This window comes from Azospirillum cavernae (genome assembly GCF_003590795.1).
GTDB classification, from domain to species: Bacteria; Pseudomonadota; Alphaproteobacteria; order Azospirillales; family Azospirillaceae; genus Azospirillum; species Azospirillum cavernae.
In genome coordinates this window covers 797,942-813,975 of record NZ_QYUL01000002.1, presented here as the reverse complement: position 1 = coordinate 813,975, position 16,034 = coordinate 797,942, and the positions used below count along the sequence as shown (strand labels likewise).

Below are 16,034 nucleotides of genomic sequence, written 5' to 3'. Positions count from 1 at the left end.
CGCCCCCAAAAGCCTTACGCCTCGCCGCCCAGCCGGTGCAGCACGTCGTCCAACTGGTCGAGCGTCTGGTAATGGATGGTGATGGTTCCGCGTTGACCTTGCGGGTTGATCGCCACCTTCAGCCCGATCCGGGCGGAAATTTCCTCTTCCAGATTGAGCAGATTGACGTCCTTGACCGCCGGGGCCTTCGCCGCGCCGCCGGATCCGGCCTCGCCCTTGCGGGGCTTGGGTTGGTCGCCCCGCATCAAATCTTCGGTTTGCCGCACGTTCAGGCCGCGCGCCACCACCTCGCGCGCCACCAGAACCGGATCGGTCGCCGTCAACAGCGCGCGGGCGTGACCGGCGGTCAGCGCGCCGTCCTGCACCATGTTCTTGACCGGATCGGGCAGGGCGAGCAGGCGCATCATGTTGGCGACGTGGCTGCGGCTCTTGCCCAGGGCGCGGGCCAGATCCTCTTGCGTGTGGTCGAACTCGTCCATCAGGCGGCGGTAGCCCTCCGCCTCTTCCAGCGGGGTCAGATCCTGGCGCTGGATGTTCTCGATCAGGGCGATTTCCAGCGCCTCGCGGTCGCTGAGATCGCGGATGATGACCGGAACCTCGTGCAGACCGACGATCTGCGCCGCCCGCCAGCGGCGTTCACCGGCGATCAGCTCATAGGCGTTCGCCGTCTCGGGATCGCGGCGGACCAGCAGGGGCTGCAAGATGCCCTTGTCGCGGATCGACTCGACGAGGCCCTGGATAGCCTCCTCGTCGAACTTGCGGCGCGGCTGGTATTTGCCGGGATGGACGAACTCGATGGGCACCTGTTTGGACTGGCGCACCTTGTCGAGCGCCGAATAATCCTCCGTCGTCTCGCCAAACAGGGCGGACAGGCCACGGCCGAGACTGGCGCGGCGCGCCCCTCCACCATCCATACGCTTGGCGTCGTCGATCATGCGCACAGCCTCTTTTCGCGGCGCAGCACCTCGCCCGCCAAATGGATGTAAGCCTGCGATCCTGGGCAACGCATGTCGTAGATCAGCACCGGCTTGCCGTGCGACGGCGCCTCGGAAACCTTGACGTTGCGCGGGATCACCGTGTCGTAAACCTTTTCGCCGAAGAAGCCCCGGACGTCGGCGGCGACCATGTCGGACAGATTGTTGCGCTTGTCGAACATGGTCAGCACCACCCCGTGAATGTCGAGGTTGGGGTTGAAAGCGCGCTTCACCCGCTCGATGGTGCGGACCAGATGGCTGAGACCCTCAAGCGCGTAGAACTCGCACTGCAACGGCACCATGACCGCGTGCGAGGCGACCAGCGCGTTCAGCGTCAGCAAGCCCAACGCCGGGGGGCAATCAATCAGCACGTAATCATACTCAAGCGCGCTGTTGGCCACCGCCTCGCGCAGGCGGAACTCGCGGCGCTCGGCCCCGACCAACTCAATCTCCGCGCCCGACAGATCAACCGAGGAGGTGATGATCGACAGGTTCGGCACGGCGGATTCGATGGCGGCGTCTTCCAACGGCACATTGTCGAACAGCACGTCGTAAATGCCGATCCGCCGGTCGGAGCGCGGAATGCCCAAGCCGGTGGACGCGTTGCCCTGCGGATCAAGGTCGATGACCAGCACGCGCTTGCCGATGACGGCGAGCGCGGTGGCCAGATTGATGGTCGTCGTCGTCTTGCCAACGCCACCCTTCTGGTTCGCGACAGCGACCACGCGGGCGGGAGGAGTGATGACGTCGGACATGGCAGCCTCTTGGGAAGCCTCGGGACAGGAGATGAGCGGAGTCGCGCGGGTCTCAGACACGCGCGATTCCGCTCACACGCAAAATGGTTCCGGTGGGATCGGTGCGGCTGTCAAAACGTTCGGCGCGCATTGTCCAGCTTTTGGCGGCGGCGGTCAATTCGTCGTCCAGAGCCTGCCCCTTCAGGAACAGCCCAACCCGCTGCGGTCCCATCAGCGGAACCGCCCAAGCCAGCAAATCGGCGACCGGGGCCAAGGCGCGGGCGGTGACGACGTCGGCGGCAAGACCGCTGACCGCCTCAATTCGCTTGTTGTGAACGGTGACAGCCGCGCCCGCCACCCGCGCCGCTTCGCGGAGAAAGGCGGCCTTGCGCGAATCGCTTTCGATCAGATGAACCTCGTGCACGCCCAGGATCGCCAGCACCAGACCGGGGAAACCGGCGCCGCTGCCCAGATCGACCAGAACGCGGGCCGGATCCGGCAGCAGCGGCAGAAGCTGCGCCGAATCATAGAAGTGCCGCCGCCACAGATCGGGCAGGGTGGAGGGGCCGACCAGATTGATCTTCGGCTGCCACTTGCGCAGCATTGTTTCATAGGCGGTGAGCCGGTCGAGTGTTTCACGTGAAACACCCGTGGCCTCTTGAAAGGCCGACGCGTCGAAGGTTGAAGCGTTGAGCTGGGCCATCATTCCGCCGCCTGCAAATCGCGCCGCTTCACATGGCGCAGCAAGGACACCAGCGCCGCCGGGGTCATGCCGGGAATCCGCGCCGCCGCGCCCAAGGTCGCCGGGCGGGACTGGCGCAACTTTTGGCGGATTTCCGCCGACAGGCTGCCGATGCCGTCCACGTCGAGATCCTCGGGCAGGGCCAACGCCTCGTCTTTGCGGAAGGCGCGAATGTCGGCCTCCTGCCGTCCGAGATAACCAGCGTATTTGCCGTCGATCTCCAACTGCTCGGCGATCACCGGGCCGATCTCGGCCAACTCCGGCCACAGCCGAGTCAACACCGACAGGTCGATGTCGGGGTAGCGCAACAGATCCGCCGCGCTGCGCCGCACGCCGTCCTGGTTGACGGCGACGCCTTGGCGCAACAGTTCCACCGGGGTGGCTTGCAGCGCGTTGACCAGCGCGCGACCGACCTGCAAGGCGTCGCTCTTGGCGGCGAAGACGTCGCGACGGTGGGAACCGACGCAGCCGATGGCGACGCCCTTGGCGGTCAAACGCTGGTCGGCGTTGTCGGCGCGCAGCAGCAGCCGGTATTCGGCGCGCGAGGTGAACATGCGGTATGGCTCGTTGGTGCCGCGCCCGATGAGATCGTCGATCAACACGCCGATGTACGCGTCGGCGCGGTCAAGCACGAAGCCCTCCGCCGAACCGCTCGCCGTCAGGGCGGCGTTGATTCCCGCCATCAGACCCTGCGCCGCCGCCTCTTCATAGCCGGTGGTGCCGTTGATCTGACCGGCCAGGAACAGGCGTGGGGCGCGCCGGGTTTCCAGCGTCGGCTTCAGCTCGCGCGGATCGACGTAATCATACTCGATGGCGTAGCCGGGGCGAATCATCACCGTGCGTTCCAGACCGGGCATGCACTTCAAGATGCCAAGCTGGACGTCGCGGGGCAGGGAGGTCGAAATGCCGTTGGGGTAAACGGTGGGATCGTCCAGCCCCTCCGGCTCCAGGAATATCTGGTGACGCTCCTTGTCGGCGAAGCGCACCACCTTGTCCTCGATGGACGGGCAATAGCGCGGGCCGGTGCCGGTGATCTGGCCGGAATACATCGGCGCGCGGTGCAGATTGGCGCGAATCAGATCATGCGCGGCCTGCGTCGTCCAGGTGATGGCGCAGTCGATCTGCGGCGTGTCGATCCGCTCGGTCAGATAGGAGAAGGGCGGCGGCGGAAAATCGCCGGGCTGCTTTTCCAGCGCGTCCCAATCAATGGTGCGCCCATCCAAACGCGGCGGCGTGCCGGTCTTCAAACGGCCCAGCGGGAAGCCCAAGCGGGCCAACGTGTCGGACAGACCCAGCGACGGCGCTTCGCCGACGCGGCCCGCCGGGGTGCGTTCCTCGCCAATGTGGATCAGGCCGCGCAGGAAGGTGCCGGTGGTCAGCACCACCGCCCCGGCGGCGATGCGCTCGCCCGCGCCGGTGACGACGCCCGTGATCCAACCGTCGCCATCAACGATCAAATCCTCGGCCCCGCCCGCCGCGATGGTCAAATTCGCCTGTTCGGCCAGCAGGCTTTGCATCGCCTGCCGGTACAGCTTGCGATCAGCCTGGGCGCGCGGGCCGCGCACCGCCGGTCCCTTGCTGCGGTTCAGGATGCGGAATTGGATGCCGCCCCGGTCGATGGCCTTGGCCATCACGCCGTCGAGCGCGTCAATCTCCCGCACCAAATGCCCCTTGGCCAAGCCGCCGATGGCGGGGTTGCAGGACATCTCGCCGATGGTTTCGATTTTGTGGGTCAGCAGCAGGGTGCGCGCGCCCATGCGCGCCGCAGCCGCGGCCGCTTCACAGCCGGCGTGACCGCCGCCGACAACGATGACATCAAAGCTTTGCATGGCCGGGACCATACCCGAAGCGATGGGCTTCGCCAAGGGGGGCTGACGTGCGGTTTGATGGCGTTGGAGACAGACTTTTTACACGGATGAACACGGATACCGACTGCGTCGGTTCACGGATGGACACGGATCAAAGGCATCGTTTCATCCGTGTTGACCCGTGCGTCGCCACAGGCGACATCCGTGTTCATCCGTGTGAACATCGCTTACTCATGAGAATCGCCCCGCCATGCAGGCGAATGGATCGACGATGTTTCACGTGAAACACCGCCGATCCACGCGTCACGCATTCACTTGCCGATGCAGAAATCCCGGAAGATGATATCGAGCAAATCCTCGACATCGACCCGCCCGGTGATGCGGCCCAACGCCCGGCTGGCCAAGCGAATGTCCTCCGCCGCCAGTTCCGGCAGGGGGGCCGTCAAGGCGCGATCCAGCGCCGCGCGGCATTCATCCAGCGCGGCGCGGTGGCGGGCGCGGGTCAAAGACGGGGCGCTGCCCACGGCCAGGCGATCCGCGCTAAACGCGGTTAAACGCTGCTCCAAATCGCGCAAGCCCGCGCCGGTGCGGGCCGACACAAGGACCGGAGACGCGCCAGCGACATTGGGTGGCGTCGCCGTCGCCACGTCGCATTTGTTGAGAACCACGACGCTGTCGGCGTCGATTAGGGCCAGCGTCGCCGGGTCCAGATCGGGCAGGGCGGTCGCGTCGAACACCGCGACCTTCACATCGGCCCGCGCCGCCCGGTCACGCGCCCGGCGGATGCCTTCCTCCTCCACCTCGTCGGCGGCAGCCTCGCGCAGGCCCGCCGTGTCGGCCAGCACCACCGGATAGCCGCCCAGATCCAACTGCACCTCGATGATGTCGCGGGTGGTTCCGGCGCGGGCCGAGACGATGGCGGCGTCGCGCCGGGCCAGGGCGTTCAGCAGGCTGGATTTCCCGGCGTTGGGCGCGCCGACGATGGCGATGTGCAGCCCCTCGCGCAGCCGCTCGCCGCGCCCGCCGTCGTTCAGATGTTCGGTGATTTCGCCCAACAGACGCTCGATCACCGGACGCACCGCGTCGGCGACGCCGCCCGGAAGATCGTCTTCCGCGAAGTCGATGTCGGCCTCGATGTGGGCGAGGGCGCGGGTCAGCCGGTCGCGCCAACCGTCGTAAAGCCGCCCCAACGCGCCGTCCATCTGGCGCAGGGCTTGGCGCCGCTGCGCCGTGGTCTCAGCGTCAATCAGATCGGCGACGGCCTCGGCCTCCGTCAAATCCAGCTTGCCGTTTTCAAAGGCGCGGCGAGTGAATTCGCCGGGTTCGGCCAAACGCAGGCCCGGGCGGGCGGCCAGGGCGGCGATCACCCCGGCGACCACCGCGCGCCCACCGTGCAGGTGCAACTCCACCACATCCTCCCCGGTGAAGCTGGCCGGGGCGGTGAAGCGCAGAACCAGCGCGTCGTCGAGCGCGTCGCCGCTCGTCGGGTCGCGCAGCGTGACCAGAGCGGCGCGGCGCGGCTCCGGCAAAGGCCGGTTTGTCAGAGCGGCCAGCGTCGCGGCGGAATCTGGCCCGGACACGCGAACCACCGCCACGCCGGAACGTCCGGGCGCGGTGGCGAGCGCGAAAATGGTCGCGGTCATGGTTGCGTGATCCGTTCTCAGCCGCGCTGGTCCGGGCGCAACTCCCGCTGCTCCGGCGTCAGCATCAGCCGCTCCACCCGACGGCCTTCGACCAAATGGGTTTGCAGGATGGCGTCAACATCCTCGGTGGTCTGATAGACGTACCAAACGCCTTCGGGATACACGACCAGCGTCGGCCCCAGCTCGCAACGGTCCAGGCATCCGGCGGCGTTGATTCGCACGCGGCCATCCAACCCCAACTCACGGGCGCGCACCTTCATATAGTCGCGCAGTTTTTCCGACCCGTGGGCGGCGCAGGAGCCGCGCTTGTGCCCGTCGGGGCGGCGGTTGGTGCAGCAAAACACATGGGCTTCAAAATAAGGCTTCGGGTCGCTCACGTTCGTCCTTCCTGTTTAATGGCCGAGGCCATCTGGGTCCAAAACATCTTCTGGAATTGCTCCATGCCCTGAAGTCCGGCGGGAAGCCAGGTCTTCAGCATGGTGTCGGGATCCATCGCCTGAAGATTGGCGCTCATCCGCTCCTGAATCTCCCGCATCATGGCGTCCTGCATCGGCTTGACGTCCGGCAGGCCCAGAAAATGCCGGGCCTCTTCCGGGGTGCAATCGATGTCGATGGTGATCTTCATGCCCGAACCCCTCTGACAACGCGGAGGATGGAACTCATCCGCACAACAGAATTTTTGGGGTTGAGCGCCGCGTCGGCTCATGCCCCACTATACAGATAGGGCGCACTGGCGCAACGCCACCACCACCCCACCTTATTCGCAACGCCACAGCGATGGCGGCCAACCCGACGGAACCCCGCCATGACCGCCAATCTGCTGGAATTTGAAACCAGTCCCTATCTGTTGCAGCACAAGGACAATCCCGTTCACTGGATGCCCTGGGGGCCGGAGGCCTTCGCCCGCGCCCGCGCGGAAAACAAGCCGGTGCTGCTGTCCATCGGCTACGCCGCCTGCCACTGGTGCCATGTGATGGCGCACGAGAGCTTCGAGACTCCGGCCATCGCCGCGCTGATGAACGAGCTGTTCGTCAGCGTGAAGGTGGACCGCGAGGAGCGCCCCGACCTCGACCAGATTTACCAGTCGGCCTTGGCGATGCTGGGGCAACAGGGCGGCTGGCCGCTGACCATGTTCCTGACCGCCGACGCCGAACCCTTTTGGGGCGGCACCTATTTCCCGCCAGCGGCGCGCTATGGCCGGGCCGGTTTCCCCGAGGTGCTGCGCGGCATCGCCGAAACCTACGGCGACGAGCAAGACAAGGTGTCGCGCAACGTCGCGGCGCTGAAAAGCGCGCTGACCACTCAGGCGGAAAACCGATCCGGCGGAACCCTGGATCTGGCCGCCATCGACCAGATCGCCGGGCGTCTGGCGCGCGAGGTCGATCCCATCCATGGCGGCATCGGCAGCGCGCCGAAATTCCCGCAAGTCCCGCTGTTTGAACTCCTGTGGCGGGCTTGGCAGCGGACTGGGAAAGAACCCTACCGCGAGGCGGTGCTGAACACGTTGGCCAACATGGCTCAAGGTGGGATTTACGACCATCTCGGCGGCGGCTTCGCCCGCTATTCCACGGACGAGCGGTGGCTCGCCCCGCATTTCGAGAAAATGCTCTACGACAACGCCGAACTGCTCGACCTGCTGACCCTGGTTTGGCAGGACACCCGCAGCCCGCTGTTCGAGGCGCGCATCCGCGAAACCGTCGGCTGGCTGCTGCGCGAGATGATCGCCGACGGCGGCGCCTTCGCCGCGACGCTCGACGCCGACAGCGAGGGCGAGGAGGGCCGCTTTTACGTGTGGGACGAGGCGGAGATCGACCGGCTTCTCGGCCCCGACGCCGCGCTGTTCAAGCGGGTCTACGACGTCACGCCGCACGGCAATTGGGAAGGCGCGACGATTTTGAATCGGCTGGGCGGGCTGGATCTGGCCGACGACGCCACCGAAGCCAAGCTGGCCGCCGCGCGGGAAACCCTGCTGCGCGCGCGCGGAAAGCGGGTGCGGCCCGGTTGGGACGACAAGGTGCTGGCCGACTGGAACGGCCTGATGATCGCCGCGCTGACCCACGCCGGTTTGGCGCTGGACGAGCCGGAGTGGATCGCGGCGGCGACCCGCGCCTTCGCCTTCGTCCGCGACCGGATGAATGAGGGAAACCGGCTGCGCCACAGTTGGCGGAACGGGCAGGCCAAGCATCCCGGCATGCTTGACGATTACGCCGCGATGGCGCGCGCCGCCCTGGCGCTGCACGAGGCGACCGGCGATCCCGCCGCGCTCGATCAGGCGCGCGATTGGGTTTCGGTGGTCGACGCCCATTTCTGGGATGACGCCAGCGGCGGCTATTTCTTCACCGCCGACGACGCGGAAGGGCTGATCGTCCGCAGCAAGAGCGCCTACGACAACGCCACGCCGAACGGCAACGGGACCATGCTGGCCGTGCTGGCGACCCTGCACAGCCGCACCGGGGAGGAGGCCTACCGCGAGCGGGCCGAAGCGCTCGCCGACGCCTTTTCCGGCGAGATCGCGCGGAACTTCTTTCCGCTGCCGACCTTCCTCAACGCGGTGGAGCGTCTGCACCGCCCGGTGCAGATCGTCATCGTCGGCCCGCCGAAAACGCCGGAGACCGAGGCCCTGCGTCGCGCCGTCTTGGGCTGTTCGCTGCCGAACCGCATCCTGACAATGCTGCCGCCCGGCCACCCGGCCCAGGGCAAGGGGATGCGCGACGGCGCCGCCACCGCTTATGTCTGCGTCGGGACCAGTTGCTCCGCCCCGGTGACGGCGGCGGCGGATCTGGTCCGGGCGCTCAACCATCGCCACGCCTGACGGGCTTGATCGGGGAATGCTGGAATGGGGACACGGATCATCGACAGCCCGCTGGGGCCGCTGCGGCTGACCAGCGACGGGCGGGCGCTGACGGCGCTGGATTGGGTCAACCGGGACGGAACTGGGGCGGATCAACACCCGGATCCGGGGTCGGATCCGCTGTTGGAGGAGACGGCCCGCCAGTTGGACGCCTATTTTGCCGGACGGCTGCACAATTTCGACCTGCCGCTGAACCCGGCGGGAACGCCCTTTCGCCAACGGGTTTGGGATTTGATGCTGACCATTCCCTATGGCGAGGCCGCGACCTATGGCGGGATGGCCAAGGCCCTGAGCAGCGCCCCGCGCGCCGTCGGCGGGGCCTGCGGGGCCAACCCGATTCCGATCATCATCCCCTGTCACCGGGTGCTGGCCAGCGGCGGCGCGCCGGGCGGCTATTCCGGCTTTGGCGGGCTGGACACCAAGGCGTTCCTGCTGACGCTGGAACGCCGCCACGCGCCCGCCCAATCGACGGCCCAATCGCTCATCCAATCAACGGCGCGGGACAGCCAACGCGCGCTGCTTTGAATCCTCCTCACCCACCCCACCATCACATCAAGGATTGAACACGATCATGGTTCACGCCATCCGCATCCATGAACACGGCGGGCCGGAGGTTTTGCGTTGGGACGCGGTCGAGGTCGGCGAACCCGGCCCCGGACAGGCCCGGATCCGCCAGACGGCGGTCGGGTTGAACTACATCGACACCTACCACCGCTCCGGCGCGTACAAGCTGCCAGTGCTGCCCGCTACGCTGGGCACCGCCGCCACCGGCGTGGTCGAGGCGGTCGGGCCGGACGTCACGTCGGTCAAAATCGGCGACCGGGTGGGGTACGCCATGCTGATCGGCGCCTACGCCGAAGCCCGGCTGGTTCCCGCCGACCGGCTGGTGGTTCTGCCCGACGGGGCCGACGAGCAGGCGGTCGCCGCCATGCTGTTGCAGGGTCTGACCGCGCAGTATCTCCTGCGCTCCACCCACGCGGTGCAGCCGGGCGACACCATTCTGGTGCAGGCGGCGGCGGGCGGGGTCGGGCTGCTGCTGTGCGAATGGGCCAAGCATCTGGGCGCCACCGTCATCGGCACCGTCAGCACCCATGAGAAAGCCGACCTCGCCAAGGCGCATGGCTGCGACCACGCCATTCTGTACACCAGCGAGGATTTCGTCGCGCGGGTGAAGGAGCTGACCGACGGCAAGGGCGTTCCCGTCGTTTATGACGGCGTCGGCAAAACCACCTTCCTGAAGGGGTTGGACGTGCTGCGTCCGCGCGGGCTGATGGTTCTGTTCGGCGCGGCGTCGGGCGCGCCCGATCCGCTGGATCTGGGGCTGCTGGCCGCGAAAGGCTCGCTCTACGTCACCCGTCCGACGCTGGCGACCTACATCGCCACGCGCCCGGATCTGGTCGCTTCGGCAGCCGATCTGTTCGGCACGATCGCGGCGGGCGGGTTGAGCGTCACCGTCGGTCAGACCTTCGCCCTGCGCGACGCCGCCGACGCGCACCGCGCCTTGGAAGGCCGGGCGACCACCGGATCGACCGCGCTTATCCCGTAAGACGCGGGCCGGATCCGGCGGGGACATCCCCGGATCCGGCCCTCACTCCGCCACGCGCCGCAGCCATTCCAGCAACGGCGCCGCCCGCCCGCCATCGGCGAGCGGATCGGGCGACAGCAGATGATAGGCCGAGCCATCCTCGACGAAGCCGAGCGGGGCGGCGAGGATGCCGCTCTCCACATCGTCGCGCACCAATTGCCAGGGGCCGATGGCGACGCCCAACCCGGCGACGGCGGCCTGAAGGCTGAAATAGAAATGCTCGAACATCTGGGACGGGCCATCCGGCGCCGTTTGGCCCGTCGCCGCGTTCCAATGGTCCCAGGCCCCCGGGCGGGTGCGGCTGTGCAGGCGCGGCGCGGTCGGACGCAAAACAGGCGATCCGTCGCACTGCTTGGCGAAAAACGCCTCCACCCGGTCGGCGCGGCAGACCGGCCCGACCCGTTCGGCGAACAGTCGGTTTGCGCTCACATGATCGGCCCACAGGAAATCATCGCGGCGGATCGCCAGATCGACGCCATGGCCCAGCGTGACCGGGCCGCCGCCCGCCGTCAGATGGATGGGGATGTCGGGGTGGGCGGCCTGGAAGGAGGACAGGCGGGGGATCAGCCAGCGCATCAACAACGTCGGTTCGCACGACACCGTCAGCGGCGCGTTGCGCGCCGTTTGCCGCAGGCTGCGCGTCGCCGCCTCGATGGTGCGCAGCCCCTCGCGCACGGCGTTGGCCAGCATGCGACCGGCGGCGGTCAGGAAGACCCGGCGGTTGCGCCGTTCGAACAGGGCGACGCCCAAATCCTCCTCCACCGCGCGCACCGCCCGGCTCACCGCGCCGTGGGTCAGATGCAGGGCGTCCGCCGCCTGGCTGAAGCTTTCCAACCGGGCGGCGACCTCGAAGCAGCGCAAGGCGGCCAGCGGCGGCAGGCGGGTCGCCCCGATCTGTGAGTCCTGCTCACCCATTCCGTCAGAAACCATCGTTATTCCAGCGCGTTCGGATCGGCTATCCCGGTCTTGTCTTCACCACCACAGGCAAGGCCGATCATGACAGAGCTTCTCGCCGTTATCACCATCACCATCCTCGCCGTCATCAGCCCCGGCCCGGATTTCGCCATGGTTTCGCGCAACAGCCTGCTGCTGTCCCGACGGGCCGGGTTGTTGACGGCGCTGGGCATCGGCGGCGGCGTGTTGGTGCATGTCGCCTACACGATTTTGGGAGTGGGGCTGCTGATCCAGAACTCCATCGCGCTGTTTCACGCGCTGAAGCTGGTGGGCGCCGCCTATCTGGTCTGGCTGGGCGCGCGGATGCTGGCGGCGAAACCGGGCGGGAACATGACGGAAAGCGCCGCCACGACGCTCAGCGACGGTCAGGCGTTACGGGTCGGCTTTCTCACCAACGCCTTGAACCCGAAAACCACGGTGTTCATCGTCAGCCTGTTCATCCAGGTGGTTGAACCAGCGACGGCGCTGCCGGTGCAGATCGGCTATGGGGCCTTCATCGCCGCCGCCCACATCCTGTGGTTCGCGCTGGTCGCCCTGTTCTTTTCCGCCGGGGCGGTGCGTCAGCGGATCCTGGCCGTCCGCCACTGGATCGACCGCAGCTTTGGCGCGCTCCTCGTCGGCTTCGGCCTGATGCTGGGGGTCAGCGGCCTGTCGAAGTGACCCCGAACAAAAGCATTCCGTCACAAGCGTTCCGTCACTCGGCCAGCCACAGCGGGTTTTTCAGCTTCTTGAGGAGGTCGCCGTGCGCGGCGATCTCCTCCGGGCTGGCGGAGAAGGGGCGGGGTTCGCGGAAGGGGCGCTCCAGCCGCGCCGCCGGGGCGCCGCCCTTGGACAGCGGGCCGGAGGCGAGCGCCAAACCAGCCTGACGCCCGCCCAGCAATTCCAGATAGACGTCGGCCAGCAATTGGGCGTCGATCAAGGCGCCGTGCAGCGAGCGGTTTGTGTTGTCCACGCCAAAGCGTTTGCACAGCGCGTCGAGGCTGGCGGGCGAGCCGGGAAATTTCTGGCGGGCCATCAACAGCGTGTCGATGGCTCGGTCCTTCGGCATCGTCGGGTATCCGGCGATCTTCAATTCCCAATTCAGGAACGTCATGTCGAAGGCCGCGTTGTGGATCACCAGCGGCGCGTCGCCGATGAAGGCGACGAAATCGGCGACGATGTCGGTGAACAGCGGCTTGTCAGCGAGAAACTCGGCGCTCAGCCCATGGACGGCGAAAGCCTCCGGCGGCATGTCGCGTTCGGGGTTGATATAGACGTGAAAGCGTTCGCCGGTGGAAACATGGTTCACCAGCTCGATGCAGCCGATTTCCACCAGCCGGTGGCCTTCCTCCGGCTTGAAACCCGTGGTTTCGGTGTCGAGAACGATTTCACGCATGGTCACACTCTGGCTCTGGAAAACGGGCTTTGACGGAAACGGATTTCAGATGGGGTGATAGCCGCGCGGCGGCCACCGCCGTCCGCGCCGCCGCCGCACGTCCCGCACTATGCCCGCAAGCGCCCGCCGCGTCACCAACCGCCCGGCCCCGGTTGGGATCACCCAATCGGCGCGCCGTCGTTTTTCCACGTCGGGAGTCTGGCGGGCGAGGATTCCGGCGAATTTGTCCGCCGTCATGCCGGGCCGGGCCAGCACCCGGCTTTTCTGCACGCGGAAGGGGGCCGACACCACAAGAGTTGCGTCAACCCGACGCTCCCCCTTCGTCTCGAACAACAGCGGAATGTCGAGCACGGCGACGCGGACCCGACGCCGGGCGGCCCTCCCAAGAAACCGGCGCTGCGCGCTCTGCACCATCGGGTGGAGGATCGCCTCCAACCGGGCGAGCGCCGGGGAGTTGCCGAACACCGCCGCGCCCAAGGCCCGGCGGTCCACCGCGCCATCCACCACCACGCCGGGAAAGGCGGCGGCGATGGCGGGAACGGCGGCTCCGCCCTTGGCGAGCAGGCCATGGACCAGCGCGTCGGAATCACAGACCGGCGCGCCCATCGCCGCCAGCATCTTCGCCGCCGTGCTTTTGCCCATGCCGATGGATCCGGTCAGCCCCAGGACGAACATCGACGGATCAGCCTTCCAGAACGAAGCGGGTCATCTCCGGCGTGACCTCCGGCTCCACGCCGAACCAAGCGGCGAATCCGGGGCGGGCCTGATGCAGCAACATGCCGATGCCGTCCACCACCCGGTTGCCGCGCGCCCGCGCCGCCGCCAGCAGCGGGGTTTCCAAGGGAACATAAACGATGTCGTTGACCAGAGCCGAGACGGGCAGGGCGTCGAGCCGCAGATCAAGCGCCGGTTGCCCGCCCATGCCCTGCGTCGTCGTGTTGACCAGCAAGGCAGCGCCGTCGAGCGCCGTTTCACGTGAAACCCAATCGACCACCGTGACGGTCCCGGCCAAATCCGGCCCCAGATCCGCCGCCAGCTCCTCGGCCCGCGCCGCCGTGCGGTTGATGAGACGGACCTCCGGCGCGCCCGCGTCGAGCAGCGCGACCACCACCGCCCGCGCCGCGCCGCCGGCGCCCACCACCACGGCCGGGCCGCTCTCGGCGCTCCAATCCGGGCAACCAGCCTTCAGATTTTCCAGGAAACCAAAGCCGTCGGTGTTGCCGCCGACCAGCGCGCCGTCGCCATCCACCACGATGGTGTTGACGGCGCCCATGCGGCGGGCGACCGGATCCAGCCGGTCCACCGTGCGGAAGGCGATTTCCTTCAACGGCACCGTCACGTTGCAGCCGCGAAAGCCCAAGGCGGGCAGGGCGCGGATCGCCTGTTCGGCTCGCTCCGGCGCGACCGCCAGGGGGACATAGGCGCCATCGACGCCGTAACGCGCCAACCAATAGCCGTGCAAACGGGGCGAGCGGGAATGACCGATCGGCCAGCCCATCACCCCGGCCAGCTTCGCCTTGCCGCTGATCGTCATTCCGTCCCCACTCCATGCACGCGCAGAAAACCAAGCAAGGGCAACAGCGGCAGGCCAAGGATGGTGAAGAAATCCCCCTCCACCCGCTGGAACAATTGCGCCCCCAGCCCTTCCAACTGATAGGCCCCGACCGAATGCAACACCTCGTCGCCAACCGCGTCGAGATAGCCGTCAAGGAAGTTTTCCGAAAAATTCCGCATGGTCAACCGCGCCCGGTCTGTTTTGTGCCACAGCCGTTCGCCGTCGCGCACAATCACCGCGCAACTGACCAGTTGGTGGGTCTTGCCGCGCAGCGCCAGCAACTGCGCGCGCGCCGACGCCCGGTCGGACGGCTTGTCGAACCACACGCCCTCGCACTCCAGCATCTGGTCGGCCCCGACGACCAGCGCGCCGGGATGGCGGCGGGTGACGCGCTGGGCCTTCAACTCGGCGAGCGCCTCGGCCACCGCGTCGGCCCCGACGCCCTCGGCCTTGCCCGCAAGCTTGACCTCCTCCTCATCGACCAGCGGCTTGTCGAGGATCGGGCGCAACCCGGCCTTTTCCAGCATCAGCGCGCGGGTGCGCGAGCCGGAGGCGAGAACAAGAGTCGGCGTCATGGCAGGCTTCCATCCGGTTTGGTTCCATCCGGTTTGCCGCCATCCGGCAACAGGCCGCTGCTTTGGCGGCGAGCCAGCAGCATCATGATTTCCGACGCCGTTTCTTCGATGGAGCGGCGTGACACGTCGATCACCGGCCATTTGCGGCGGCTGAACAGGCGGCGGGCCTCCGTCACCTCGTTGCGGACGATCTCAGGATCGGCGTAGGACGAGGTTTCGCCCTGATTCAACAGCTTCAGCCGGTTGCGGCGGATCTGCACCAGACGGTCGGGGTCCTTGGTCAAGCCGACGATCAACGGCCTGGTCAACAGATCAATCTCGGCGGGCAGGGTGGCGCCGGGAACCAGGGGGATGTTGGCCGCCTTGATGCCCCGGTTGGCCAAATAGATGCAGGTCGGGGTTTTCGAGGTGCGCGATACGCCGATCAGCACGACGTCGGCCTCGTGCAAATCCCAATTGGATTGGCCGTCGTCGTGCGACAGGGCGAAATCCACCGCGTCGATGCGGTTGAAATATTCGGCGTCCAGCATGTGCTGACGGCCCGGCTGGCGCTGGGACTCGATGCCGAGGAAGGCGGCGAGCGCGTTGATGAGCGGATCGAGCACGGCGATGCAGGGCGTCTGCACCTCGCGGCAGAACTCCTGAAGCCTGCGGCGCAACGTCTCATCGACCAGGGTGAACATCACCAGACCCGGGTTGGCCCGGATCCCCTCCAGCACCAGATCGAGCTGGCGGTCGGTGCGCACCAAATTCCAGAAATGCTCGACCGGGCGCACCGCGTCGAATTGGATCACGCAGGCGCGCGCCACGCTGTTGATCGTTTCACCCGTGGCGTCCGACACGAGATGTAGGTGGAACTGTTTCATCCGTCCTCAACATGCTGTGGAGAACCCGGCCCATTTTGTGGACAACCGGAAGACCCTCCGTTCCATCCCGAATGGGGGACTCCCCATCCCCTTTACCGCCCCCCGGCGAACAAGTCGGCTGACCTGTTTGCGAGCTGGGAGAATCCTCTGTTCGTCACGCTGTTATCCACGGGACTCCCGTGCTTCCAGCTATAGCATTTCCCCCATTTCCGAGGGTAGCCCTCCGATTCATCCACAGGCTCGCGCACAGGGCGAAACCGGGGGCCAGATCTGTGGATAGATCGGGGCATGACGGGGATTACCGTTATCCACAGGCATCCACTACCTCTACTTCCTTTCAAACCATAAAAAGAATAATGAAGAGGAAGAGAG

17 protein-coding genes are annotated in these 16,034 nt (G+C 66.9%); 4 read left to right on the top strand and 13 right to left on the bottom strand.

Annotated features, from left to right (window positions below):
* Positions 1-14: 14 nt before the first annotated feature.
* The 7 genes from D3877_RS15090 to D3877_RS15060 all read right to left on the bottom strand — a co-directional run bounded on the left by D3877_RS15090 (position 15) and on the right by D3877_RS15060 (position 6,526).
* Entirely contained in the window at positions 15-935 is a 921-nt protein-coding gene (locus D3877_RS15090; RefSeq protein WP_119831574.1) for a ParB/RepB/Spo0J family partition protein, read from the bottom strand.
* Positions 932-1,729 carry a ParA family protein gene (locus tag D3877_RS15085; RefSeq protein WP_119831573.1) on the bottom strand — a complete coding sequence of 266 codons (798 nt, stop codon included), beginning with the start codon at positions 1,727-1,729 and terminating at the stop codon, positions 932-934. Before D3877_RS15085 ends, D3877_RS15090 begins: the two co-directional genes overlap by 4 nt.
* A 52-nt stretch (positions 1,730-1,781) precedes the next feature.
* Positions 1,782-2,411 (bottom strand): 16S rRNA (guanine(527)-N(7))-methyltransferase RsmG, encoded by a 630-nt coding sequence (rsmG, locus tag D3877_RS15080; RefSeq protein ID WP_119831572.1) that lies wholly within the window; start codon positions 2,409-2,411, stop codon positions 1,782-1,784.
* Positions 2,411-4,303, bottom strand: coding sequence for a tRNA uridine-5-carboxymethylaminomethyl(34) synthesis enzyme MnmG (gene mnmG / locus D3877_RS15075; RefSeq protein ID WP_274379639.1), 1,893 nt, complete (start codon positions 4,301-4,303; stop codon positions 2,411-2,413). Before mnmG ends, rsmG begins: the two co-directional genes overlap by 1 nt.
* A gap of 266 nt (positions 4,304-4,569) precedes the next feature.
* Positions 4,570-5,901: a tRNA uridine-5-carboxymethylaminomethyl(34) synthesis GTPase MnmE gene (gene mnmE, locus D3877_RS15070; protein ID WP_119831570.1), complete on the bottom strand. Its 1,332-nt coding sequence runs from the start codon at positions 5,899-5,901 to the stop codon at positions 4,570-4,572.
* A 17-nt stretch (positions 5,902-5,918) separates the two neighbouring features.
* A complete protein-coding gene (locus D3877_RS15065) occupies positions 5,919-6,278 on the bottom strand; it encodes a (2Fe-2S) ferredoxin domain-containing protein (RefSeq protein WP_119831569.1) in 360 nt (119 codons plus the stop codon).
* Complete coding sequence (locus tag D3877_RS15060) at positions 6,275-6,526, bottom strand: DUF6489 family protein (protein ID WP_119831568.1); 252 nt, start codon at positions 6,524-6,526, stop codon at positions 6,275-6,277. The genes D3877_RS15065 and D3877_RS15060 overlap by 4 nt, the downstream gene beginning before the upstream one ends.
* 180 nt (positions 6,527-6,706) lie before the next feature.
* Here D3877_RS15060 and D3877_RS15055 point away from each other — a divergent pair, with 180 nt between their 5' ends.
* From D3877_RS15055 to D3877_RS15045, 3 genes are read left to right on the top strand one after another with little or no spacing between them, the layout of a single operon-like run.
* Positions 6,707-8,713, top strand: a complete 2,007-nt coding sequence (locus tag D3877_RS15055; RefSeq protein WP_119831567.1) for a thioredoxin domain-containing protein — start codon at positions 6,707-6,709, stop codon at positions 8,711-8,713.
* 24 nt (positions 8,714-8,737) lie between these two features.
* On the top strand, positions 8,738-9,277 hold the full coding sequence (locus D3877_RS15050; RefSeq protein ID WP_119831566.1) for a methylated-DNA--[protein]-cysteine S-methyltransferase: 540 nt from the start codon (positions 8,738-8,740) through the stop codon (positions 9,275-9,277).
* Between the two features lie 46 nt (positions 9,278-9,323).
* Entirely contained in the window at positions 9,324-10,298 is a 975-nt protein-coding gene (locus D3877_RS15045; RefSeq protein WP_119831565.1) for a quinone oxidoreductase family protein, read from the top strand.
* 42 nt (positions 10,299-10,340) lie between these two features.
* On the opposite strand, the gene D3877_RS15040 is transcribed toward D3877_RS15045, so the two are convergent.
* A complete protein-coding gene (locus D3877_RS15040; RefSeq protein ID WP_199720814.1) occupies positions 10,341-11,252 on the bottom strand; it encodes a LysR family transcriptional regulator in 912 nt (303 codons plus the stop codon).
* 81 nt (positions 11,253-11,333) lie between these two features.
* On the opposite strand from D3877_RS15040, the gene D3877_RS15035 reads away from it, so the two are divergent.
* Positions 11,334-11,951 carry a LysE family transporter gene (locus tag D3877_RS15035; RefSeq protein WP_119831563.1) on the top strand — a complete coding sequence of 206 codons (618 nt, stop codon included), beginning with the start codon at positions 11,334-11,336 and terminating at the stop codon, positions 11,949-11,951.
* 34 nt (positions 11,952-11,985) lie between these two features.
* Here D3877_RS15035 and dnaQ read toward each other — a convergent pair whose 3' ends face one another.
* Genes dnaQ through D3877_RS15010 form a run of 5 tightly spaced genes read right to left on the bottom strand, consistent with a single transcriptional unit; the run spans position 11,986 to position 15,662 of the window.
* Positions 11,986-12,666 carry a DNA polymerase III subunit epsilon gene (dnaQ, locus tag D3877_RS15030; protein ID WP_119831562.1) on the bottom strand — a complete coding sequence of 227 codons (681 nt, stop codon included), beginning with the start codon at positions 12,664-12,666 and terminating at the stop codon, positions 11,986-11,988.
* A gap of 45 nt (positions 12,667-12,711) precedes the next feature.
* On the bottom strand, positions 12,712-13,341 hold the full coding sequence (gene coaE / locus D3877_RS15025; RefSeq protein WP_119831561.1) for a dephospho-CoA kinase: 630 nt from the start codon (positions 13,339-13,341) through the stop codon (positions 12,712-12,714).
* Positions 13,342-13,348: 7 nt separating this feature from the next.
* On the bottom strand, positions 13,349-14,200 hold the full coding sequence (locus D3877_RS15020) for a shikimate dehydrogenase (RefSeq protein ID WP_119831560.1): 852 nt from the start codon (positions 14,198-14,200) through the stop codon (positions 13,349-13,351).
* Positions 14,197-14,796 carry a Maf family protein gene (locus tag D3877_RS15015; protein ID WP_119831559.1) on the bottom strand — a complete coding sequence of 200 codons (600 nt, stop codon included), beginning with the start codon at positions 14,794-14,796 and terminating at the stop codon, positions 14,197-14,199. The genes D3877_RS15020 and D3877_RS15015 overlap by 4 nt, the downstream gene beginning before the upstream one ends.
* A complete protein-coding gene (locus D3877_RS15010) occupies positions 14,793-15,662 on the bottom strand; it encodes a pyruvate, water dikinase regulatory protein (RefSeq protein ID WP_119831558.1) in 870 nt (289 codons plus the stop codon). Before D3877_RS15010 ends, D3877_RS15015 begins: the two co-directional genes overlap by 4 nt.
* Positions 15,663-16,034: the final 372 nt, after the last annotated feature.